Annotated in this window: 16 protein-coding genes; 11 read left to right on the forward strand and 5 right to left on the reverse strand. The window is 70.0% G+C overall.

Going from position 1 to position 21,495, the window contains the following annotated elements:
* The 4 genes from CS062_RS21060 to CS062_RS21075 form a co-directional block, all read left to right on the forward strand.
* Window positions 1–1,123, forward strand: a 1,123-nt coding sequence (locus tag CS062_RS21060) for a putative bifunctional diguanylate cyclase/phosphodiesterase (RefSeq protein ID WP_143742435.1), incomplete at its 5' end; no start/stop codon positions are given.
* A 76-nt stretch (window positions 1,124–1,199) separates the two neighbouring features.
* Window positions 1,200–2,318, forward strand: coding sequence for an ABC transporter substrate-binding protein (locus CS062_RS21065; protein WP_099863521.1), 1,119 nt, complete (start codon window positions 1,200–1,202; stop codon window positions 2,316–2,318).
* 183 nt (window positions 2,319–2,501) lie between these two features.
* On the forward strand, window positions 2,502–3,653 hold the full coding sequence (locus CS062_RS21070; protein ID WP_099863522.1) for a carbohydrate-binding protein: 1,152 nt from the start codon (window positions 2,502–2,504) through the stop codon (window positions 3,651–3,653).
* A 268-nt stretch (window positions 3,654–3,921) separates the two neighbouring features.
* Window positions 3,922–4,773, forward strand: coding sequence for a class I SAM-dependent methyltransferase (locus CS062_RS21075; RefSeq protein WP_158238862.1), 852 nt, complete (start codon window positions 3,922–3,924; stop codon window positions 4,771–4,773).
* Window positions 4,774–4,815: 42 nt separating this feature from the next.
* Here CS062_RS21075 and CS062_RS21080 read toward each other — a convergent pair whose 3' ends face one another.
* The gene (locus CS062_RS21080) at window positions 4,816–6,078 is read right to left on the reverse strand and encodes an MFS transporter (protein WP_158238863.1); all 1,263 of its coding nucleotides are present in this window, start codon (window positions 6,076–6,078) and stop codon (window positions 4,816–4,818) included.
* Between the two features lie 197 nt (window positions 6,079–6,275).
* Here CS062_RS21080 and CS062_RS21085 point away from each other — a divergent pair, with 197 nt between their 5' ends.
* Together CS062_RS21085 and CS062_RS21090 are read left to right on the forward strand one after the other, a co-directional pair.
* Complete coding sequence (locus CS062_RS21085; RefSeq protein ID WP_099863525.1) at window positions 6,276–7,142, forward strand: CsgG/HfaB family protein; 867 nt, start codon at window positions 6,276–6,278, stop codon at window positions 7,140–7,142.
* 178 nt (window positions 7,143–7,320) lie between these two features.
* Window positions 7,321–8,040, forward strand: a complete 720-nt coding sequence (locus CS062_RS21090; RefSeq protein ID WP_143742436.1) for an SH3 domain-containing protein — start codon at window positions 7,321–7,323, stop codon at window positions 8,038–8,040.
* A gap of 46 nt (window positions 8,041–8,086) precedes the next feature.
* Here CS062_RS21090 and CS062_RS21095 read toward each other — a convergent pair whose 3' ends face one another.
* The 4 genes from CS062_RS21095 to CS062_RS21110 form a co-directional block, all read right to left on the reverse strand.
* A complete protein-coding gene (locus tag CS062_RS21095) occupies window positions 8,087–10,900 on the reverse strand; it encodes an alpha-galactosidase (RefSeq protein ID WP_099863527.1) in 2,814 nt (937 codons plus the stop codon).
* Entirely contained in the window at window positions 10,897–12,051 is a 1,155-nt protein-coding gene (locus CS062_RS21100) for an amidohydrolase family protein (RefSeq protein ID WP_199174311.1), read from the reverse strand. The genes CS062_RS21095 and CS062_RS21100 overlap by 4 nt, the downstream gene beginning before the upstream one ends.
* Before the next feature lie 24 nt (window positions 12,052–12,075).
* On the reverse strand, window positions 12,076–12,891 hold the full coding sequence (locus tag CS062_RS21105) for an endo alpha-1,4 polygalactosaminidase (protein WP_233218192.1): 816 nt from the start codon (window positions 12,889–12,891) through the stop codon (window positions 12,076–12,078).
* 76 nt (window positions 12,892–12,967) lie between these two features.
* Complete coding sequence (locus CS062_RS21110) at window positions 12,968–15,832, reverse strand: TonB-dependent receptor (protein WP_099863528.1); 2,865 nt, start codon at window positions 15,830–15,832, stop codon at window positions 12,968–12,970.
* A 315-nt stretch (window positions 15,833–16,147) separates the two neighbouring features.
* On the opposite strand from CS062_RS21110, the gene CS062_RS21115 reads away from it, so the two are divergent.
* From CS062_RS21115 to CS062_RS21135, 5 genes are all read left to right on the forward strand, one after another.
* Window positions 16,148–17,029 (forward strand): DMT family transporter, encoded by an 882-nt coding sequence (locus CS062_RS21115; protein WP_099863529.1) that lies wholly within the window; start codon window positions 16,148–16,150, stop codon window positions 17,027–17,029.
* A gap of 69 nt (window positions 17,030–17,098) precedes the next feature.
* The gene (locus CS062_RS21120) at window positions 17,099–18,415 is read left to right on the forward strand and encodes a D-tagatose-bisphosphate aldolase, class II, non-catalytic subunit (protein ID WP_199174312.1); all 1,317 of its coding nucleotides are present in this window, start codon (window positions 17,099–17,101) and stop codon (window positions 18,413–18,415) included.
* 36 nt (window positions 18,416–18,451) lie between these two features.
* Window positions 18,452–19,621 carry an SIS domain-containing protein gene (locus CS062_RS21125; protein ID WP_099863530.1) on the forward strand — a complete coding sequence of 390 codons (1,170 nt, stop codon included), beginning with the start codon at window positions 18,452–18,454 and terminating at the stop codon, window positions 19,619–19,621.
* Between the two features lie 6 nt (window positions 19,622–19,627).
* Window positions 19,628–20,614 carry a BadF/BadG/BcrA/BcrD ATPase family protein gene (locus CS062_RS21130; RefSeq protein WP_233218193.1) on the forward strand — a complete coding sequence of 329 codons (987 nt, stop codon included), beginning with the start codon at window positions 19,628–19,630 and terminating at the stop codon, window positions 20,612–20,614.
* A gap of 48 nt (window positions 20,615–20,662) precedes the next feature.
* Window positions 20,663–21,472 carry a DeoR/GlpR family DNA-binding transcription regulator gene (locus CS062_RS21135; protein WP_099863532.1) on the forward strand — a complete coding sequence of 270 codons (810 nt, stop codon included), beginning with the start codon at window positions 20,663–20,665 and terminating at the stop codon, window positions 21,470–21,472.
* Window positions 21,473–21,495: the final 23 nt, after the last annotated feature.

The following is a 21,495-nucleotide window of genomic DNA, read 5'->3' on the forward strand; positions in this document are numbered from 1 at the left end:
CGACGAGTTCGCGGTGCTGCTCTCGCCGCGCCCCGACGCGGCCGCGCTGCAGGCCTACGCGGCCCGGCTGCAGGCGGGCCTGGCCCAGCCGCTGTTCTTCGACGGCCACTGGCTGCACCTGCACGCCAGCACCGGCGCGGTCCTGCTGCCCGACCAGGCCAGCGACGCCAGCGACGCGATGCGATGCGCCGACGCGGCGATGCGCCAGGCCAAGCAGATGGGCAAGGACACCTTCCAGCTCTTCACGCCGCAGCTGGGCGAGGCGCTGCAGTCGCGGCTCGCGCTCGAGAACGACCTGCGCGAGGGCCTGATGCAGGGCGAGTTCCAGCTCGCCTACCAGCCGCAGTACGACGCCGCGCGCCGCATCCGCGGCTTCGAGGCCCTGGCGCGCTGGCGCCATCCGGAGCGCGGCTGGGTCTCGCCGGGCGACTTCATCCCGGTGGCGGAATCGTCCGGCCTGATCGTGGAGCTGGGGCTGGCGATGCTGGGCCAGCTGCGCCGCGACCTCGATGGCTGGAAGGCCAAGGGCCTGGGCTGCCCGCCGGTGGCGATCAACCTGTCCTGGGAGCAGTGCCGCAAGCCCCAGCACCGCGAGCGCTTCCTGCAGCAGCTCAAGGCCCTGCAGCTCGGCCCGGGCGAGGTCGAGTTCGAGCTCACCGAAAGCCTGAGCTTCGAGGACATCGACAAGCCCGACTCCTTCGTCTTCACCCTGCAGGGGCTGGGCTACGGCCTGGCGATCGACGACTTCGGCACCGGCTACAGCTCGCTGGCCTACCTGCGCCGGCTGCGCTGCCGCAAGATCAAGATCGACCGGCTCTTCGTGCACGGGCTGGCGGCCAATGACGACTCCCGCATGCTGGTGGAGTCGATGGTGCGGGTGGCCCATGCGATGCGCATGTCGGTGGTCGCGGAAGGGGTCGAGCTCGACGCCGACGAGGCGGCGCTGATCGCCATGGGCTGCGACCTGATGCAAGGCTTCGGCTTCTGCAAGCCGGTCCCGCCGGCGGAGGTCGAGGCCTTGCTCGCCGGGGGTCTGACGCGGCCCGTGTCGCATCCGGAGCCGCTGCGGACTGAAACCGTCGTGAATTTGTCCACGGTCAATCTGGAAAATCCGGAGTTGTGACAAGTGCGCACATCTTCCGGCAGTGGCTTCACGGAAGATCCTGCCCTTTTCAGAAGTGCCAGGGAGTGCCACGCCCATGAAACGCCGTCACCTGCTTCAGAATTTCGCCGCGCTCGCAGGCGCCGGCAGCCTGCCTGCCTTCGCTGACAGCACCCGCATCCTGCTGGGCCAGTCGGCGCCCTTCAGCGGCCCGGCCCGCGAGCTGGGCGAGCAGTTCAAGGACGGCGCGATGCTGGTGTTCGACCAGGTCAACCAGCGGGGTGGCGTGAATGGCCGGCGCATCGAGCTGCGCAGCCTGGATGACGGCTACGAGCCCGAGCGCTGCGCGGCCAACACCCGACGCCTGATCGAGGACGGCGTCACCGCGCTGTTCGGCTACGTCGGCACGCCCACCACGCTGGCCGCGGTGCCGCTGCTGACGGCCGCCAAGGTGCCGCTGGTCGCGCCCTTCACCGGCGCCGAGGCGCTGCGCACGCCCTTCAACCGTCACCTCTTCCACATCCGCGCGTCCTACAACGACGAGGCGGCCGAGATCGTCAAGCAGCTGATGTCGGTGGGCATCAAGCGCGTCGCGGTCTTCCTGCAGAACGACAGCTACGGCCAGTCGGGCCTGGCCGGCGTCACGGCGGCCCTCAAGCAGCACAACCTGGCCCCGGTGTCGCAGGGCACGGTGGAACGCAACTCGGTGGACGTCAGCGGCGCGCTGAGCTCGATCATGGCGGGCCAGCCGGAGTGCGTGGTCCAGATCGCCGCCTACAAGTCCTGCGCCGCCTTCATCCGGGCCTCGCGCAAGGCCGGCTTCCTGGGCAACTTCTACAACCTCTCCTTCGTCGGCGCGCAGGCGCTGGCGGCCGAGCTGGGCAAGGACGCCCGCGGGGTCGTGGTGTCGCAGGTCGTGCCCTTCCCGTTCTCCGGCCTCACGCCGGTGGCCGGCGAGTACATCCAGCGCTGCAAGGCCGCCAACAAGGAACTGGGCTACACCGGCATGGAGGGCTTCATCGCCGCCAAGACCATGGTGGAAGGCCTTCGCCGTGCCGGCAACAACCCCACGCCGGACAGCGTCATCAGCGGCCTGGAAGCCCAGAACGAGCTCAACCTCGGCGGCTTCTACATCAACTTCTCCAGCCAGCGTCACACCGGCTCGCGCTACGTGGACATGACCATCCTGACCGAGGACGGCAAGGTCCGGCGCTGACCGCGGCCGCCGCGTACATCGCGGCTCGCCCAGACGACGCTCCTCGACGAGGACGCCATCGCGCGCCTCGCACCGAACCGCTTGTCACCAACCCGCCGGACGATCGCGGGTTTTCCCCGCAGACATTCTGAAAGCGCTTTCAGATAGTCGGATTCCCTCCACCACTGGTTCCGAGGAGATCCCATGACACGCTGGATTCGATCGCTGGCCGCCGCCGCGCTGGCCCTGACGGGCCTCGCGGCGCAGGCGCAGAACTGGCAACTCGTCTGGCAGGACGAGTTCACGAGCGGCATCGGCCCGCATTGGCGTTTCGAGACCGGCACCGGCTCGGGCGGCTGGGGCAACAACGAGCTCCAGTACTACCGCCGCGAGAACGCGACCGTCGAGAACGGCCAGCTCGTCATCACCGCCCGGCGCGAGGACTTCGGCGGCATGCGCTACACCTCCGCGCGGATGACGACGCAGGGCCTGGCGACCTTCAGGTACGGTCGCGTCGAGGCGCGCATCAAGGCGCCATCGAGTTCCGGCATGTGGCCGGCCTTCTGGATGCTGGGCAGCAACATCACCTCCGTCGGCTGGCCCGCCTCCGGGGAGATCGACATCATGGAACACGTGAACGCCGATCCGGACATCCACGGCACCATCCACTGGCAGGGGCCGGACGGCGGCCACGCGTCCTACGGCGGACACACCGCCACCCATGTCGCGGACTACCACGTGTACGCGGTGGAATGGGACGAGCGCTTCATCCGCTGGTTCGTCGACGGCCGCGAGTACCACGTCGTCGACATCACGAACAGCGTCAACAGCACCGAGGAATTCCATCGCGACTTCTTCCTGCTGCTCAACCTGGCGGTCGGCGGCAACTGGCCGCAATGGAACATCGACGAGAGCCGGCTGCCTGCGCGGATGTATGTCGACTACGTGCGCGTCTACCGCAAGGACGGTGGCACGCCGGCGTTCACGACGACCCTGCAGGCCTCGGACTTCGCGCTGCAGTCCGGCATGCAGCTGGAGGCCTCCAGCGAGGGCGGCCAGAACCTGGGCTGGATCGAGACCGGCGACTGGGCGGTGTGGAACCTCAATCTGCCGCAGGGCGGGACCTATACCGTCGAGTACCGGGTCGCCAGCCTGAACGGCGGCGGCAGCCTGCAGCTGGAGATGGCCGGCGGCGCGCCGGTCTACGGCGCGGTGAGCGTGCCCTCGACCGGCGGCTGGCAGAACTGGACGACGGTCTCGCACCGCGTGACCTTGCCCGCCGGGCAGCAGCAGATCGCGGTGAAGGCCAACGGGCCGGGCTGGAACCTGCGCTACCTGAAGATCACGAAATCCTGATCCTCGAGGGCGACGGATCGCCGCGCCGGGAAGCCGTCGTCACCGTTGCACGGCCACAAGCGGCTCGGACGGGGCGACCTCGCGCTGCCCCTGCCGGCGCATGTGCGGATGGTGCGTTCGCATCCGGCGGCGGCGGCCCGGCGGTTCGGGGAGCGGGCCGCCGGCCGCTGGGGCCCACCCGATCCCGGGGTCTCTCCTTGCCACCGGTGCCGGCAAACCGGTCAGAATCCGCCTCCATCGGCGCAAGCTGGCACAGGGGCAGGACAAGATGGATTGGCGACTCAAGGTAGGTCGGCAGGCGGTCCTGGCGCGATTGCCGTTCGGACACGGCCTTCGACGCGCGAAGCGCCGCCTCTTCGGCTACCAGCCCAACCTGGACAACCTGCGCAGCACGATCGAGGCCTGGACCCAGATGCGCCAGGGCCTGGAACGCGCCGGCGGCGCGATCGAAGGCGCCACCGTGCTGGAGATCGGCACCGGCTGGTTCCCCACCATCCCCGTCCTGCAATGCCTGCAGGGTGCCAAGCGCGTCTACATGTCCGACCTCAACGTCCATCTGGACGAGGTCAGCTTCACCGCGACGCTGGATTTCCTGCGCCAGACCTGGCCCGACGATGCCCGACTGCGCGCGATCCGGACGCGCGCCGACCTGCCGCTGACCTACCTCGCGCCGTTCGACGTGAACGACCTGCCCGATGGCTCGATCGATCTGGTGACCTCGCGCACGGTCCTCGAGCACATACCGCCGACCGACTTGGTCCAGCTCTTCAAGGCCCTGCGGCCGAAGCTGTCCGCCCGCGGCCGGATGGTGCATCTGGTGGACCATTCCGACCACCTCGAGCATTCGGACAAGTCGATCACCAAGATCAACTTCCTCACCTGGCCCGAGCGCAAGCATGCGTGGGTCAACCGCCTGACCCGCGAAGGCGAGAACCGCCTGCGCCATCACGAGTACCCGGCGCTTTTCGCCGAGGCCGGCTATCGGGTCACGCTCGAGGAGCACATGGTCCACGAGCCGACCCGCCAGCTCGCCCGGTCGCTGCCGCTGCAGCCGCACTACGCGGCGATGACGCCGGAGCAACTGGCGACGATGGCGTCGCTGTACGTGCTCGAGCCCTGAGCGGCACCGGCGCCTGCCGGCTCGACCGTCCTCGGTGCCGGCTCAGGCAGCCAGCGCCGCCCGCTCCTGCGCGCGACGGCCGGCGGTGAGCCACAGGATCAGCGCGAAGACCGCGCCGCCGACGCTGGCCAGCCCGAAGAACAGCATCATCGATTCGTAGCCCGCCGGGTTCTGGGCGCCCGCGCCGGCGCGGTCGTTGAGCCAGCCGGCCACCAGGTTGGCCCCGGCGATGCCGGCGTTCTGCGCCACCCACATCAGCCCGATGGCCGTGCCGAAGCGCGACGGCGACACCAGCCGGCTCGCCAGCGGCCACATCACCGCCGGCACCAGCGAGAAGCTGACGCCGATCAGCGCGGTCGAGACCCACAGGCTGGTGGCGGTCAGCGCCATCAGGGCCATCGCGATCGGCAGCAGCACCGCGCCGAAGGCCAGGAAGGGTGCGTAGCGGCCGACCCGGTCGCACAGCCAGCCGAAGGCCGGCGTCGCGAAGACGGCGGCGAGGAATACGTAGCTGTTCATCGCGCCGGCGGCGGCGAGGTCCAGGCCATGCGCATGCTGGAAGTACTTGATCGCGAAGGTGCTGCGGAAGGCCAGGATCACCGAGTACCAGAGCACGCACAGCGCCAGCAGGAACCAGTAGGCCTTGCCGAAGTGCAGCAGGTCGCGCCAGACGAAGGGCTGCGCCTGCTGCTGCGCGATGCCCTTGTCGGCGGCGGCCACGCGTCGGTCGAGCCACCAGTAGAGCAGCGCACCGCCGAACGAGGCGGCGGCCATCGCCGCCGCGATCAGCAGCGGTGGCTGCCAGCCCTGCGCATAGGCCTGGGGGAACCAGGTCGGCGACATGTCGGACGAGAAGGAGCCGAGCCGGCCGATCGACAGGGCCAGTCCCATCGAGAAGGCCACCTTGCCGCCGACGAAGTACTGCGCGAGCGCCGCCAGCGTGGCGATGCCGAAGGTCTCCGCGCCGATGCCGAAGAGCAGCCGGCCGGCGGCCATGCCGGCGAAGCCGGGGCTTAGGGCGGTGAGCAGCGCGCCGAGCAGGCAGACGGCGGCGGTCCACAGGGTCATGCGCGCCGCGCCGAAGCGGTCCACCAGCACGCCCCCGACCAGGATCAGCACGACATTGGGCAGGCTGTAGATCGCGTTGAGCAAACCGATCTGCTGGTCGCTGAAGCCGCGCTGGCGCTGCAGTGCGTCGGCGACGGGGCCGATCGAGTCGTAGACGTAGTAGTTGCCGTAGAGGGACGCGGCCACCAGGGCGCAGACCAGCCACGCGACGGCGCGGCTCGGAGACTTGTCGTTCATGGTCGGGGTCTTGGGCGGTCGATCGGGGACCGAAGGGGCGGATTCTCGCCGCGGCGCGGTAACCAGCGGTAAAGGCGCCGTCACGACGCGACATTCAGCGACGCGACCACCCATCGGTGGGGGCCGCATCCCCGCTCAAGTGCGCTATGGTCCCGCCCGTTTCTGGCAATCGCAGTCCTTGCGCTCAGGAGATCGGCATGGCAATCGCGCGCTCCCTTGTTTCCTTCGGCCCTTCCCTGCCCCGCGTCGGCGGCTTCGTCGCCGCCGGCCTGGCGCTGGCGCTGCTCGCCGCCTGCGGCAAGCAGGGCGCGACGCTGGGCGACGGCAGCTCGGAGATCACCGGCTCGGCCGGTCCGGCGGGTGCGAACAAGGCCAACCGCGAACTGATGAAGTGCGAGGCGCCGGTCGCGACGCTGTCGCTGATGGAGAACCCCAACGGCTACACGATCAGCGCGCCCAACGGGCTGCCGAACTCGCCGCTGCCGCTGGTGCGGCTGCTGGCGCAGCAGAGCGGCTGCTTCCGCGTCGTCGATCGCAACTCCGGGCTGAAGGCCACGATCAGGGAGCAGGAGCTCAAGGACGCCGGCATCCTGCGCCAGCAGGGCAGCACGGTCCACAAGGGCAAGGGCTACGAGGCGCAGTACACGCTGATCCCCAGCCTGACCTTCAGCGAGCAGGATGCGGGCCGGCAGGTCGGCGGCATCCTCGGGATGATCCCGGTGCTCAACAAGTTCGTCGGCGCGGCCGAGCAGATCAAGCTCAAGGAGGCGCAGGTCGCGCTGCTGCTCACCGACAACGAGACCACCGAGCAGGTCGCCGCCGCGACCGGGTCGGTGCGCGTCACCGACCTGGGCATGGGCGGCCTGGTGCTGGGCAAGCTCGGCGGCGCCGCCGGCGCAGGCTGGGCCAACAGCAACGAGGGCAAGGTCATCGCCGCGGCCTTCCTGGACGCGCACAACCAGCTCGTCGTCCAGGCCCGCATGCTGCAGGCGAAGGAGCTGCCCGATCCGGTGCCGATGAAGAAGGCGGGGGATACAGCGAAGAAGGTGGCGGCGGGCGCTTGAGTCGACGCCCGCGAGGGCCGCTGCAGCGAGCCGCACGCTGGCCGCCGGGAGTCGGGCGGCGGCACGCAAGCGTCGGGCAACACCTGGTCCGCCGGCTGTCAGACCATTCCCAACGATGTCTATCCGCGCTTCCTGGCGTCGATGGGCCAGATGTCGTCGTTCCACTATGTCCTCGTCGATGGCTATTGATCACCGCCTGCGCAACGCCGCGCTGCTGCTCGCGACCGCCGGCTTCGCCACGCTGGCGAGCTGCGCGGGCACGGGCGACCAAGCCCTGCCCGCGACGACGACCGCCGAGCCGCCTGCCAGCACCTGCAGCTTCGGCGCCTTCGTCGCCGAGACCGATCCCGCCGGACTCAACGTCCGCAGCGCGCCGAATGCCACCGCCAAGGTCCTCGGCAAGCTGCCGCCCACCTTTGTGGAACCCTCGATGAACTACGGCGTGCGGGTCGAGGTCGAGGTCGTCGGCGCGCGCAACGGCTGGTTCCTGATTCGCAACGCCCGCGACAACGAGGCCTTGACCGACCGCCCCGCGCGTCCAATGTTCTCGGGCGAAGGCTGGGTCAGCGGCGGCAAGCTGACCGTGAAGTCACAGGCCGACGTCGGCCGCGCGCGGCCGAGCCCGAAGGCGCCCGCCGTCCTGCGCATCGGCGACAACGAGACCTTCGACAACGACGTCGTCATCGAGGCCGGACGACTCGCCGACTGCAATGGCAAGTGGGCCCAGGTGGAGTTCGCGGACCAACGCTTCGCCGTCAAGGATCGAAGCTCGCTGAAGATCGACGTCGCCGCGCGCGCCGGCTTGCCGCCGGGCTGTTTCCGGGCCTGGGTCGACCGCCTCTGCGGGATCCAGGAAACCAGCTGCGACGGTCTGGCGGGAGGGGACGCCGCGCCCTGAGGCCGGGGCGAACCCGGGGGCTTCGCGGGCCCCCGCCCCCGTCCCGCTACGCCTCAAGCCGCAGCTGACCGAATGCCGCCGGCACGTGGAAATTCGGCTTGTCGCTGCCCGTCGGGCTCCACGCGCTGAACTGCCGCGTCTCCTTGTTGCCCTCGATGCGGAACAGGTTGATCCGCCAGCCGTCGAGCGGCTGCACGCCGCGCGGCATCGGCACCACCAGCTCCGCCGTCCACAGGCGATGGACCGTATCGACCGAGGTCCGCGCCCGGCTCTCGCCGACGAAGCGCCGGCGCCCGGCGCCACGCACCTCCAGGTCCATCACCAGTCCATTGGGCGACACCTCCACCTCCCGGTAGCGGTCCGACCCGGCGTCCTGCGGCGCCTGCAGGAAGACCTCGACCACATCGCGCTCCCACAGCGGCCAGATCTCCGTCGCGGACGCCTCGCGCTCGAAGGTCGTCAGCGCGTTGTAGCGGCTGCTGAAGCGCAGGTGCAGCGCACCGTCCGCATGCAGCAGCTGCACCCGGGTCGACTGCGTCCCGGCCAGCGGCCGGCCGCGCCAGTCGTGGGCGAAGAACATCGCCGGCGCGTCTTCCCACGCCGAGGCCAGCGCGAAGCCATCGCGTCCGATCAGGCGGGACGGCAGGCGCGCCGCGCGTGCCAGCGGACGCTCGACCGCCGTCTCCAGCACCGCCTCGATCAGCAGGTGCTCCCGGAACGCCAGCTTCAGCGTCGGCTTCGCGGCATCGACGCGTCCGAGATCGACGCCATTCACGTAATCGCGTACCCGCCATAGGCCCGGGCCCAGGCCGCGCAGCGTCACCGTGCCGTCGAAGCTCGGCGCATAGAACGCGTAATGCATCACCCCGTTCTTCTCGACGACATGGGTCTCCGGCTTGTCGAAGGCAATGTCGTAGAGCTCGCCGCGATACACCCCGTCCGACAGCCCCTTCGCGTTGTGCGCCGCGATCCACTTGCGCCAGTGCGGCTCGCGCTCCGGGGTCAACAGGAAGGAGTCCTTCGGCTTCGGATCCTCCGGCCAGGTGAACTTGGTCGACACCACCGCCCCGACACCGACCGAGGACGCGAAGTCCATGCCGCCTGTCGACAGCTCCACATGGTCGCCGGCATAGGCCGACCAACGACCCATCTGCGCCTTCAGCGCCTTGCCCTTGTGCCGCACCTGCCAGCTCGACAGCGGATCCGACGCCGGCGCCTGGTCGATCCACGGCATGTTGTGGAAGGCGTAGCTCGTGCCACACGGACAGACCTCGACCACCGCCTCCGGATTCACCGCATGCGCGGCCTCGAACATCGCGCGGTAGAAGTCGGCCATCTGCTCGACGGCGTCCTCCGGCTTCGCATGCCGGTGCTTCGGGTTGAAGCATGGCGCCACGCCATTGAGGTGCTGGCCGTCGACCTTGACGCCGTCGAAGCCCCAGTCCTGGATGATCTTGCGGAACATGGCCGCCGTGCGCTCGCGCGTCTCCCTGGCGCCCGGGCACAGGTAGAGGCAGTTCCACCACGTGATCATCTGCGGCGCACCGTTCTGGTCGAGCAGCAGCAGGTCCGCGTGCTCGTGCAGTTCGTCGCTGCCGGGCGCCACCGCCAGCGGCGCGATCCACAGGCGCGCCTTCATGCCGCGCGCGTGGATGTCGGCCACCAGGGCCTTCATGTCCTCCTCACCGCGCGGGAACTTCTTGAGGTCGATGTCGAACCAGTCGCCGGTGTGGCGCTGCCAGCCGTCGTCCAGCACCGCCCACTTCAGGCCCAGCTCCTGCGCCTTGGGCAGCGTCGCGCGCACCCGGTCCAGCGAGAAGTCGCGCTCGTAGCCCCAGGCGCACCAGACCGCCTCGTGCGCGCTGCGCGGCGGCTCCGGCGCGGCCAGGCCCTGCGCATTCATCAGCCGCCGATAGCGGTCGAGCGGCACGAAGCAATCGCCCTCATGCACAGCAATGAAGGCCAGCGGCAGCGCGAGCGTCTCGCCCGGCGCCAGCGTGCGCGGCTCGTCGCCGCGCATCGCCACGTCGACCTGCTCGCCAACCGCCTTGACCGGCAGCGAGACCAGCTGCGGCAGCTTGTCCAGATGTCCCAGCGCCACGCCCAGGTCGCGCCGCCACACATCCACCAGCGGCGTGCCGCCGCCGTAGTCGGATGAATCCATGCCGAGGAAGTTGCGCTGCTGGAAGCCGCGCTTGACCGGCTGCATCCAGTCGCGCCGGTCGGTGTGCGTCGCGCCCGAGTAGGTCCACCACCCGCCCGCGTGACGCGGCGCGGCCAACAGCCGGTGCGCGGCCACCGTCCAGCCCTGCACCGTCAGCGGCCGGTCCGAGCGGTTGACGAAGGCGACCGCCATCAGCGCGACACCCGGGTGCTCGTCAAGCAGCGTCACCGTGACCGTCTTCTCCACCGAAGCCCCTTCCGCGCGGCCGGTCAGCACGAGCCGCTGGCCGGCGCCGAAAGGCGTCGCGCCGCTGCTCGGGACGGCGCTAGCGAGCGCGAAGCGGTCGAGCGTCCTCGTCTTCACGGTGCCGCCAGCGCCGCCAGGCGGCGCCGGTCCGCCCGCCGCGGCCGGATCGCCGGCCACCCCCTGGCCGTCGACGATCACGACCGACTCGCTCGCATCGAAGCCGGTGAGCGCCAGCGGCCGCGGGCCGCCCAGGCGCACCAGGCGGCTGCGCATCCGGTCATCGAAGTGGAGCGACAGCCGCTCATCCTGCAGACGCACATGCCCGCGGCCGGGGTCCGCGGCGCGGGCCGAAGCGGCGGCCCCGGCGCTCGCGGCGAGCGCCACGCGCGGCGCGAGCGTGGCGACAGGCGCCGCGCCCAACCATTGGAGGAACGCGCGGCGGCCGGTCATCGGGCGGCCTTCCACGCGGCCGGGAAGCTGCGCTCCGCATTGAGGTGGTACAGCTTGTCCACGACCGCCTTGGGCAGGCCCAGGCCCGTCACCGGTTGCTCGAGATCGGACACCTTGAACGACTCCTCCGTGTTGAAGTAGCGCCAGTGCATGCGCCACACCGGCTCGACTTCCTTCATCAGCGCAGCGCCCGATTGTTGCGGCGGCTGCGAGACGTCGGTGCCGTAGACCAGGCGGTCCTGGTACTTGATCATGAAGCGGCGCACCTTCTCGCGATCTCGCTGGCTCTGGTACTGCAACTGGCCGATGCGCGCGGCCAGGTCCACCTTCGCCAGCGGGAAGCGGTCCAGGAAGGCGGCCAGTTCGTCGACGTTCCGCTCCAGCGAGGCCATGTGCATGCCGACGAACTTGAGCTTCGGATGCGCCGCGACCATGCGATCCCGCGCGGCCATCTGGTCCTCCCAGCTGGGCATCTCCGGATGCAGCGCCATGTGGTACTGCGGGTGATGCGCGAAGTACTCGCGGTCGTTGATGACGGTCATCCGGTCCAGCGGCAGCCAGCAGTTGTGCGGCTCGCCCTGGTGGCCCAGCATCGTGATGCCGCGCTCCTCGAACCAGCTGAACAGCGGCTGGAACCGGGCGTCGTCGATCATCACCAGCCTGCCCTCCCGATCGCGCAGGCTCATGCCGATGTTCTTCCACACCTTCACGCCGACGGCGCCGGCCTTCAGGCCGGCCTCGATGCGCTGCTTCGTCGCATCGAGCCACTGCGGCTGGTCCGAGGTGTCCGACGAGAAGCTCACCGCCCAGGCCACCTCCGCCGGCCGCGCCTGCCGCAGCGCGATGGCCACCCGCTGCTGCTCGTCCAGCGGCGGGAAGTCGGGATAGTCGACGTTGATCGTCAGCACCTTGAAGCCCAGCCGGCGCGCGGCGTCGACGAACGCCGCATCGGCGTTGTGCAGGTGGACATGGGCGTCGATCTTCGGCACCGTGGCGAAGTCCGCCATCGTGTAGCGGGCCTCGCCGGAGGCCGGCACCGCCAGGGCTCCAGCGGCGCCACCGATGGCAGCGGCCACCGCCACCGCCATCAGGCCGGCGCCGAGCAGGGCCGGCAGCGCGGCGCGGGAGGGAGTTCTCGTCGTCTCGGTCATCGTGGAAGGTGTGGGTTCAAGGGATCAATCGCAGCTGTAGCGATAGGCGTCGTTCAGGTCCAGCGGCAGCACCAGCGTGCGGATCTTCGCGGCCAGCATCTTGGTGCAGAGCTTGTCCCGCGCGCCGTTGGTGTTCTTGCGGTACTTGGAGGCGTACTCGGCGTTGAACACCGGCTTGTTCTTGCTGGTGAAGACGCTGTAGCCGCCGCACTCGTCGTACTGGTTGCACTGCTCGTTGACGGCCATGTCGAAGTAGGGCTCGAGCTGCGCCAGCTGGTCGACATCGTTCTTCAGCGCGATCGCCAGCCCGCGGCCGTGCGCGGCATTGGCCAGGTACTTGTTGTAGTCGAGCTGGGTGGCGGCGGTCAGCGGGAAGCCGGTGCCGTTGGTGTAGCCGTCGACATTGTCCGGCTCGACGCCGTCGCAGCCCTTGGACACGGCCAGGTCCAGCCGGCTCAGCATCACCGCGCGCACATTGGCCGAGCGCGTGTCCAGCCACTTCTCGCCTTCCCAGCCGTCCAGCGCATTGCCCATGTCGGCGGCGTTGAAGCGGTTGAAGTCGGGGCGCCAGTTCTCCGAGCTTCCGGCCGAGAAGTAGCACAGCACCTTGCGGCCCTGCGCCTTCAGTTGCGCGATCGTCTGCGCGGAGGTGTCGAACAGGTCGATGTCGTACACCGCCACGTTGTAGCTGGTGTTGAGCGTGCCGCTCAGTTGCCACTGCCAGGTCGTCGCGACGCCGGGCTTCCACCACGACTGCGCCTGGGCGCCGGTGGTGGCGGCGAACGCGGCGGCGGCGACGACGAGGCCGGTGGCCATCGAACGGATCAGCGATCGTTTCATGAGTTCTCCTGTGGGTCGGGCCCTGTCCGGGCCCGGATGTTGCGGAACCCCCAACGTCCTCTCCGGGAACCCGGCGTCAGAACTTGATGCTCGCGCCGATCGTGAACGCGCGGCCCCAGCGGTTGTAGCCCTGCGGCAGCGTGATCGTGCCGTTGCCCAGCGTGTACTCCTGCTTGGCATCGGTCAGGTTGCGGCCCTCGATCGAGACCTTCAGCCACTTGTTGAACTCGTAGGACGCCTGCGCGGTCACCCAGGTGATCGCCTTGGCGCGCTCGTTGAAGCCGGGACCGATCACGTTGATCGCCGAGACGAAGTCGTCGGTGTGGTCGGCCGTCGCGCTCAGGCTCCAGGGGCCCTTCTCGTACAGCAGGCCCAGCGACGAGGTCGCGGGCGCGATGCCCTCGAGCGGCCGCTTCTCGCCGCCGACCCAGCTGTCCGAACGGTTGCGCGTGTACTGCGCCCGCACGCCGAAGCCGTTGTCCCACAGGTGCTGGAAGCCGATCTCCATGCCGCGCACCTTGGCCTTGTCGCCGTTGATCGGCTTCATCACATTGAACAGGTGGCCCGGCACGCCGATGTCCACGCCGGTCTGCCAGCTGGTGGTGATCTGGTTCTTGATGTCCTTCTGGAACACCGCGAAGGTCAGCGCCGAGTTGCGGGCGTAGTACCACTCCAGCGAGGCGTCGTACTGTTTGGCGCTGTAGGGCTTGAGGTCGGCGTTGCCGCCGAAGACCTGCGTGAAGTCACCCCAGGCGACGCTGGCCGTGGTGCTGGTCGGCGCGAGCTGCTCGACCGAGGGCCGCGCCATCGTCTTGGCCGCGCCCAGGCGCAGCTGCAGCTGGTCGGTGAAGTGCCAGACGAAGTTGGCCGACGGCAAGCCGAAGGTGTACGAGGCGTCCTGCCCGATCTGCGTCGGCGCGGCATAGACCGCGGTGTAGTTGAAGGGGCCGTTCTCGGTCAGGCTCTCGATCTTGGCGTCCCAGGCCTTGGCCGAGGTCTTGGTCTTGACCAGGCGCACGCCGATGTCGGCGTTCCAGCGGTCGCCGGAGAGGTCGGCCTCGACGAAGAAGGAGGTCGTCTTCTCCCGCACCCGGTAGCTCTGCAGCGGGTTCCACACCGGCGCGGCCTGGCTGAAGTCGTAAGTGCCGCCGCCCGGGCGCGGCTTGCCGTTGTAGGCCTGCAGCGCCGCGAGGTAGTTGGGCACGTCGAAGCCCAGGAAGCTGCGCGGGAAGTTGCCGCTGACCCCATTCATGAAGTTGGGCGGGCTCAGGTGCTGGTCCAGCACATTGCCGCCGAGCTGGCCGACGTTGATCGCGTTCGCGCCGGAGTAGTAGTTCTCGCCCCCGTTGATCGCGTTGTCGACCAGGTCGCGGTTCTTGTCGCGCCGCGTGGCCTGCACGCCGAACTGGATCTGGTCCACGTTGAAGCGGTCCACCGTCCAGGCGCCGTTCAGCGTCAGGCCGCGGATCTTGTCGTCGATGTTGTCGCCGCTCAGGCCGAGGTAGTGGGTGTTGAAGTCGCTGGCGCCGAACTGGCCGCTGGCCAGGCCGGCGATCAGGTCGCGGCCGTCGGCGAAGGTCGTCGTGATGTTGGGCACCTGCGAGCCGGTCAGCTGCACCGTCGTCACATTGGGCTGGTTCATCCGCAGCACCGTGTAGGTGTCCTGCCCGCCCGAGTGGCGCTTGGAGGTCGACTGGTAGAGGTCGCCGCTGAACTTCAGCGTCTCGGTCGCCTTCCATTCGGCATTCACGCCGTACACGGCGCTGTCGACAACGCGATGCGTGGTCAGGTTCAGCAACTCGGGATTGAGCCGTTGTTCCGGATCCGCGTTGTCCATCGTGAAGCCGGTGACGACGCCGTTCTGGATCTGCATGTTGGACCAGCGGCCCGGCGCGAACAGGGTGTAGAAGGACTGCTGGTAGCCGACCTGCGGCGAGTCCAGCCGGGTCTTGATGCCATCGACGGTGACCTTCAGCCGGTCGCTGGGTCGCCACTCCACCTTGCCGGACAGCGCGGTGCGCTTCTTCTGCTCCTGGATGGTGCCGACGCGGAACTGGCCCGGGCCGATCAGGCCCTCCTCGTCGGGATCGAGCACGCCGTTGCCGTTCGGATCGATGTTGCCGCCCCAGGCATTGCCGGTCCAGTTGGCGGCCGGGTCGGAGATCGGGTTGCGGGTCCAGCCGCCGTCGTTGCCGGCGGTGTCGGTGCGCACCTTGCGATCGGCGTAGACCAGGCCGAACAGCACGCCCAGTTCCTTGCCGAAGGTGTTGCTGTAGGTGGCCGAGACCTTGCCGCCGTTGAGCTTGGACATCAGGTTGCGGTCGCCCTCGACGCGCAGCACGCCGTGCTGGCCCGGCTGGTCGAAGGGGCTGGCCGAGCGCAGGTTGACCAGGCCGCCGATCGCGCCCTCCATCACCGAGGCCTGCGCCGACTTCACCACGTCGGCGCCGCTGATGATGTCCGACGGCAGCACGTCGAAGGCGAAGTCGCGGCCCTCGCCGTCGGTGGCCAGGATGCGGTTGTTGAAGGTCGTCAGCGTGTATTCCGGCCCCAGGCCGCGCACGCTCACCTTCTGCCCTTCGCCACCGGCGGTGCGCGAGATCGACACGCCGGTGACGTGGCTCAGCGAGTCGGCCACGTTGTCGTCCGGGAAGCGGCCCAGCTCGGTCGCGCTGATGCTGTCCTGCACGCCCGAGGCGCTGCGCTTGAGGTTCAGCGAGCGCTGCAGGCTGGCGCGGGTGCCGGTGACCTCGACGCGCTCGAGCGTCTGGTCGGCGTCCTTGGCCTGGGCATCGGCCTTGGCTTCCGACGCCGCCGGCGCCGGTGGCTGCACCTGCGCCTGGGCCGCGCCCACGACGGCCAGCGCGGCGATCGCCGCCGCGGCAGCAACGGGCCGCGGCGCGAATCGGGCAATCAGGAGGGAGGACAGGGGAGCACGCATCTCAGGGTTCCTTGTGTTGGCTGGTCCGCCGCCAGTCCTGGACCTCCGACCGGCTTGCGGCAAGTCTAAGCAACCTTTCGAATGATTTCGCATATCGTTTTTACCGACGCTTTTGCTTTCGCTTATCACTTTGACGAAAGAGTCACAGCAGTCGGATCGACCTGCCACGCGGGGTGCGCCACCGCATTCCACGGGTTTTCCCTCGAAATTGGCGGTTTCCGGCTCCGTCGCCGATTCTTCCGTTGTGTTTTCAATTTCGCTGCCCTATTCTTTCGTTCGAAAGCTCATATCACCGAGCGAGAACGGAAGCGATCCATGCAACGACCCTGGCTGACCTACGCGCTGATCACCACCCTGTTCTGGGGCGCCTGGGGCGCGCTGACCGGCCTGTCCTCCGCGCGCGGCTTTCCGGACACGCTGGTCTACGTCGTGTGGGCGCTGACCATGATCCCGCCGGCGCTGATCGTGCTGGCGCGCGCCGGCTGGCGATTGCAGCGTGATCGGCGCGCGGTGGTGCAGGGACTCACGGTGGGCTTGCTGGGCGCCGGCGGTCAGATGCTGCTGTTCCGGGCGGTGGAAAGCGGTCCGGCGTACCTGATCTTTCCGATCGTGTCGCTGTCGCCGGCGGTGACGATCGCGCTGTCCTTCGGTCTGCTGCGCGAGCGCACCGGCAAGCTCGGCGTGGCGGGCATCGTGCTGGCGCTGTGCGCGCTGCCGCTGTTCGACTTCCAGCCCGGTCAGCAGGGCCAGCCGCTGGGCGCGTGGTTCGCGCTGGCGCTGGTCGTGATGGCGGCCTGGGGCCTGCAGGCCTATTTCCTGAAGACCGCCAACAACGCCGCCAGCGCCGAGAGCATCTTCTTCTACATGACCGTCAGCGCGCTGCTGTGCATTCCCGCCGCGCTGTGGATGACCGACTTCTCGCGTCCCATCCCCTGGGGCTGGGACGGCCCCGGCCTGGCCGCCGCCATCCAGGTGCTGAACGCGATCGGCGCGCTGACGCTGGTCTATGCCTTCCGCCACGGCCAGGCGCTGGTGGTGTCGCCGCTGGTCAATGCCGGCGCGCCGCTGCTGACGGCGCTGGCCTCGATGGCGATGAGCGGCAGCGCGCCCGGCGGCACCAAGCTCGCCGGCGTGGCGCTGGCGCTGCTCGCGGCGCTGCTGCTGGCGCTCCAACCCGAAGGCCAGGCCAAGGCCTGAGCCCCCCGGCCCGCCCGGCCACGCCTCTTCTCCAACGCATTGCCCCTCATCGGACAGGAAGGACCTCCCTTGAAGCTCATGCTCGATCTCGTGCGGCGCCACCGGCAGTCGGCGTCCGCCCACGCGATCCCCTCCCCGACCGACGCCCCGGCCGTCGGCATCCCGTCGATGTGCTCGGCGCATCCGGTCGTGCTCGCGGCGACGCTGCGCGAGTGCGCCGCGCTCGGCCGCCCGGCGCTGATCGAGGCGACCTCCAACCAGGTCAACCAGGACGGCGGCTATACCGGCATGACGCCGATCGATTTCCGCCGCTTCGTCGAATCGCTGGCCCGCATCGAGGGCCTCGCGCCGGAGCTGCTGGTGCTGGGCGGCGACCACCTCGGACCGAACGCCTGGCGCCGCCAGCCCGCGGCGCAGGCGATGGCCAAGGCGGAGGTGATGGTGGCGCAGTACGTCGCGGCGGGCTTCCGCAAGATCCACCTGGATTGCTCCATGTCCTGCGCCGACGACCCGGTGCCGCTGCCCGAGGCCGAGATCGCGGCCCGCGCGGTGCGGCTGTGCCTGGCGGCCGAGCAGGCCTGGCGCGAGGCGCCCGACCGCGGCGAGCCGCCGGTCTACGTGATCGGCACCGAGGTGCCGGTGCCGGGCGGCGCGCACGAGGACCTGGACGAACTGGCGGTGACCTCGCCCGAGGCGGCCGGCGCGACGCTGGCGCTGCATCGCGAGGCCTTCGCCGCGGCCGGCCTGGACGCGGCCTGGGCGCGCGTGATCGCGATGGTCGTGCAGCCCGGCGTCGAGTTCGACCACCACAAGGTCATCGACTACCGGCCGGAGAAGGCCCGCGCGCTCAGCGCCTTCATCGAGTCGCAGCCGGGCCTGGTCTTCGAGGCGCACTCGACCGACTACCAGACGCCGCGGCGACTGGCGGAACTGGCGCGCGACCACTTCGCGATCCTCAAGGTCGGCCCGGGAGCCACCTTCGCGCTGCGCGAGACGCTGTGGGCGCTGGCCGCCGTCGAGCACGAGTGGCTGGGCCGCGGCAGCGACGAGGACGGCCTGATCGGCACCGTGCTCGGCGTGATGCGCGCGGAGCCGGAGCACTGGCGTCCCTACTACCAGGACCCGGCGCGGCTGCAGGTGGACCTGGCCTACAGCCTCAGCGATCGCATCCGCTACTACTGGGCGCATCCGAAGGTCCAGGCCGCCTGCGCGGCGCTGCTGGACCGGCTGGAGCACTCCCCGCCGCCGCTGACGCTGCTGAGCCAGTTCCTGCCGCGCCAGTACGACGCGATCCGCGACGGCCGCCTGCGCAACCGCCCGGCGGAGCTGCTGCGCGACGGCGCCGCGCAGTCGCTGCGCCCCTACCTCGCCGCCTGCGCCGCCTGAGCGACGGGCGCCTTTCTCCAGAACCGACCTGCCACGATGAGCCTGCTCCACTTCGCCCCCGCCGACCTCGACCGCCGCGGCGCGAGCCACACCGCCCGAGAGATCGCCCAGCAACCCGAGGTGTGGCGCGCCGTGCACGCGCTGGTGGCGTCGCGGCGGGAGGCGCTCGACGCCTTCCTGCAACCGCTGCTGGCGCGACCCGACCTGCGCATCGTGCTCACCGGCGCCGGCAGCTCGGCCTTCATCGGGCAATGCCTGGCGCCGGCGCTGCTGCAGCAGCTGGGCGCGCGGCCCGGCATCCGGGTCGAGGCGATCGCCACCACCGACATCGTCTCCAACCCGGCCCAATGCCTGCAGCCCGGCGTGCCGACGCTGCTGGTCTCCTTCGCGCGCTCGGGCAACAGCCCCGAGAGCCTGGCGGCGGCGGACCTGGCCGACGCCACGGTCCACGACTGCCATCACCTCGCCGTCACCTGCGCGGCCGAGGGCACGCTGGCGCGCCGGCTCGGCGGGCACCCGCGCGCGCATGTGCTGCTGCTGCCGGACGAGACCCACGACCGCGCCTTCGCCATGACCTCCAGCTTCACCGGCATGCTGCTCGCGGCGGCCTGGGCCTTCGAGCTGCGCCTGCCCACGCCGCAGGCGCTCGGCGAGGCGGCCGCGCAGCTGCTGGCCAGCGAGGCGGACCGGCTGGTCGCGCTCAGCGAGCAGCCCTTCGAGCGCGTCGTCGTGCTGGGCAGCAACGGCCTCAAGGGCCTGGCCAGCGAGGCGGCGCTGAAGCTCCTGGAGCTGACCGATGGCCGCCTGGTGGCGCTGGCCGATTCGCCGCTGGGCTTCCGGCATGGCCCGAAGACGGTGCTGAACGAGCGCACGCTGGTGCTGATCCTGCTCTCCAACGACAGCTACACGCGGCGCTACGACCTGGACCTGCTGCGTGAGCTGCGCCGCCAGGGCCGTGGTCGCGTCGTCGCGCTGAGCACCGCGGCGCTCAACGGCGCCGACGCGCTGGCCGAGGACGACGTGTTGCTGGACCTGCCGGCGAATGTGCCCGACCTGGCGCTGGCGCCGGTGGCGCTGGTCTTCGGGCAGTGCCTGGCGCTGCTGGCGTCGCTCAAGCTCGGCATCACGCCCGACAATCCGAGCGCATCCGGCACCGTGACCCGCGTGGTCAGCGGCGTCACCATCCACCCGCATCCGCAGGGCTGACTCCCGATGAGCGCGATGACATCGCCGATCGCCGACGACCGCGGCCTCGAACCTGACCGCAGCGCGGTCTACCTCGGCATCGACGGCGGAGGCACGAAGACCAGCTTCCTGCTGCTGGCCGGCGACGGCCGCCTGCTGGCGCGGCATGTGTCGACGACCAGTTATTACCTCGAGATCGGCTTCGACGCGCTGCGCGCGCTGCTGCGCGACGGCGTCGCCGAGACGCTGCGGCAGGCGGGCCTGGCGAGCGCATCGGTGCGCTCGGCCTTCGCCGGGCTGCCCGCGCATGGCGAGGACAGCGCGCTGCTGGCGGACTTCGACGGGCTGCTCGAGGGCGTGCTGCCGCGCTCGCGCGTGGGCAACGACATGGTCTGCAGCTGGGCCGGCTCGCTCGGCGGCGAGGATGGCATCAGCCTGGTCGCGGGCACCGGCTCGATTGCGTATGGCGAGTGGCAGGGGCGCGCCGCGCGTTGCGGCGGCTGGGGCGAGGTCTTCGGCGACGAGGGCTCGGCCTACTGGCTCGCGCGCGAGGGCCTGGCGCTGTTCTCGCGGATGGCCGACGGGCGCGCCGCGGCGGGACCGCTGCTCGAGCGCGTGCGGGCCCATTTCGGCCTGGCGCAGGACCTGGATCTTTGCGCTGCGATCAATGGCGACGCGGCACGTAGCCGGCTGGCGCAATTCGCGCGGCTGGTCTCCGCGGCGGCGGGCGACGGCGATGTGCAGGCGGGCGCGCTGCTGGCGCGCGCCGGAGAGGAACTCGCGGCGATCGCGGGCGGCGTGGCGCGGCAACTGCGTCTGCCCGCGGACGCGCCGGTGGCGGTGTCCTACACCGGCGGCGTCTTCGAGGCGGGCGAGGCGGTGACTGAGGCGCTGCGCGCCGCGCTGGCCCGTGAGGTGCCCGGCGCGACGCTCATCGCGCCGCGCTTCGGGCCGGAACTCGGTGCGGCCATGTATGCGGCGCGGCTCGCGGGCGTGCGCTTGCGGCCTGCCTAGGCCCTGGCCAGGTCGATATCATTCGAAAGTTCATCGCTTCCGTTTCCCATGACCACCACCCCATCCGTGACCGCCGACAAGCACGACGCCTCGCTGTTGATCGACGAGCGCCGGCGCCTGATCCGCGAGCAGGTGCAAGCCCAGGGCAAGGTGACGGTGGACGAACTCGCCGAGCGCTTCGGCATCTCGGTGGTCACCATCCGCAGCGATCTCAACGCGCTCGCCGCCAGCGGCGCGCTGCTGCGCACCCACGGCGGCGCGCTGGCGCATCGCGACACCGAGGAGGTGCCGATCAGCGTCAAGCAGAAGCTGCACCACGAGCAGAAGGTGCGCATCGCCATCGAGGCCGCGAAGCTGATCCGCGACGGCGAGACGGTCATGCTGGACTCGGGCTCGACGACCGAGGAGATCGCCAAGCAGATCCGTAGCTTGCGGCTGCAGTCGCTGAACGTGATCACCAATGCGCTGAACATCGCGATGCTGCTGGCGACGGTGCCGGGCGTGAACGTGATCATGCCGGGCGGGCTGCTGCGGCCGAACTCGTACTCGCTGTCCGGCCCGCAGGCGGTGACCGCGCTGCAGAGCCTCTACGCGGACCGGCTCTTCCTCGGCGTGGACAGCCTGGATCCGGAGATCGGCGTGATGACGCCGCACCTGCTCGAAGCCCAGCTGAACGCGCAGATGATGAAGATCGCGCGCCAGGTCGTCGCGGTCGCGGACGCCTCCAAGCTGATGAAGCGCAACCTGTCGGTGATCGCGCCGGTCGAGCAGCTCGATCTGCTGATCACCGACAAGGACGCCGACGAGGCGATCGTCGGCGAGCTGCGTCGCCGCGGGGTCGAGGTCGTGCTGGCCTGAGCGGCCCGAGGGCCTCGTCCCGA

This window comes from Roseateles chitinivorans (genome assembly GCF_002761755.1).
Lineage (GTDB): Bacteria > Pseudomonadota > Gammaproteobacteria > Burkholderiales > Burkholderiaceae_C > Roseateles > Roseateles chitinivorans.

Excerpts from the sequence above, each read along its gene's own strand:
- CS062_RS21065 (WP_099863521.1), top strand. The coding sequence starts at position 1,200 with ATGAAACGCCGTCACCTGCTTCAGAATTTCGCCGCGCTCGCAGGCGCC.
- CS062_RS21070 (WP_099863522.1), top strand. The coding sequence starts at position 2,502 with ATGACACGCTGGATTCGATCGCTGGCCGCCGCCGCGCTGGCCCTGACG.
- CS062_RS21075 (WP_158238862.1), top strand. The coding sequence starts at position 3,922 with ATGGATTGGCGACTCAAGGTAGGTCGGCAGGCGGTCCTGGCGCGATTG.
- CS062_RS21080 (WP_158238863.1), bottom strand. The coding sequence starts at position 6,078 with ATGAACGACAAGTCTCCGAGCCGCGCCGTCGCGTGGCTGGTCTGCGCC.
- CS062_RS21085 (WP_099863525.1), top strand. The coding sequence starts at position 6,276 with ATGGCAATCGCGCGCTCCCTTGTTTCCTTCGGCCCTTCCCTGCCCCGC.
- CS062_RS21090 (WP_143742436.1), top strand. The coding sequence starts at position 7,321 with ATGGCTATTGATCACCGCCTGCGCAACGCCGCGCTGCTGCTCGCGACC.
- CS062_RS21095 (WP_099863527.1), bottom strand. The coding sequence starts at position 10,900 with ATGACCGGCCGCCGCGCGTTCCTCCAATGGTTGGGCGCGGCGCCTGTC.
- CS062_RS21100 (WP_199174311.1), bottom strand. The coding sequence starts at position 12,051 with ATGACCGAGACGACGAGAACTCCCTCCCGCGCCGCGCTGCCGGCCCTG.
- CS062_RS21105 (WP_233218192.1), bottom strand. The coding sequence starts at position 12,891 with ATGAAACGATCGCTGATCCGTTCGATGGCCACCGGCCTCGTCGTCGCC.
- CS062_RS21110 (WP_099863528.1), bottom strand. The coding sequence starts at position 15,832 with ATGCGTGCTCCCCTGTCCTCCCTCCTGATTGCCCGATTCGCGCCGCGG.
- CS062_RS21115 (WP_099863529.1), top strand. The coding sequence starts at position 16,148 with ATGCAACGACCCTGGCTGACCTACGCGCTGATCACCACCCTGTTCTGG.
- CS062_RS21125 (WP_099863530.1), top strand. The coding sequence starts at position 18,452 with ATGAGCCTGCTCCACTTCGCCCCCGCCGACCTCGACCGCCGCGGCGCG.
- CS062_RS21130 (WP_233218193.1), top strand. The coding sequence starts at position 19,628 with ATGAGCGCGATGACATCGCCGATCGCCGACGACCGCGGCCTCGAACCT.
- CS062_RS21135 (WP_099863532.1), top strand. The coding sequence starts at position 20,663 with ATGACCACCACCCCATCCGTGACCGCCGACAAGCACGACGCCTCGCTG.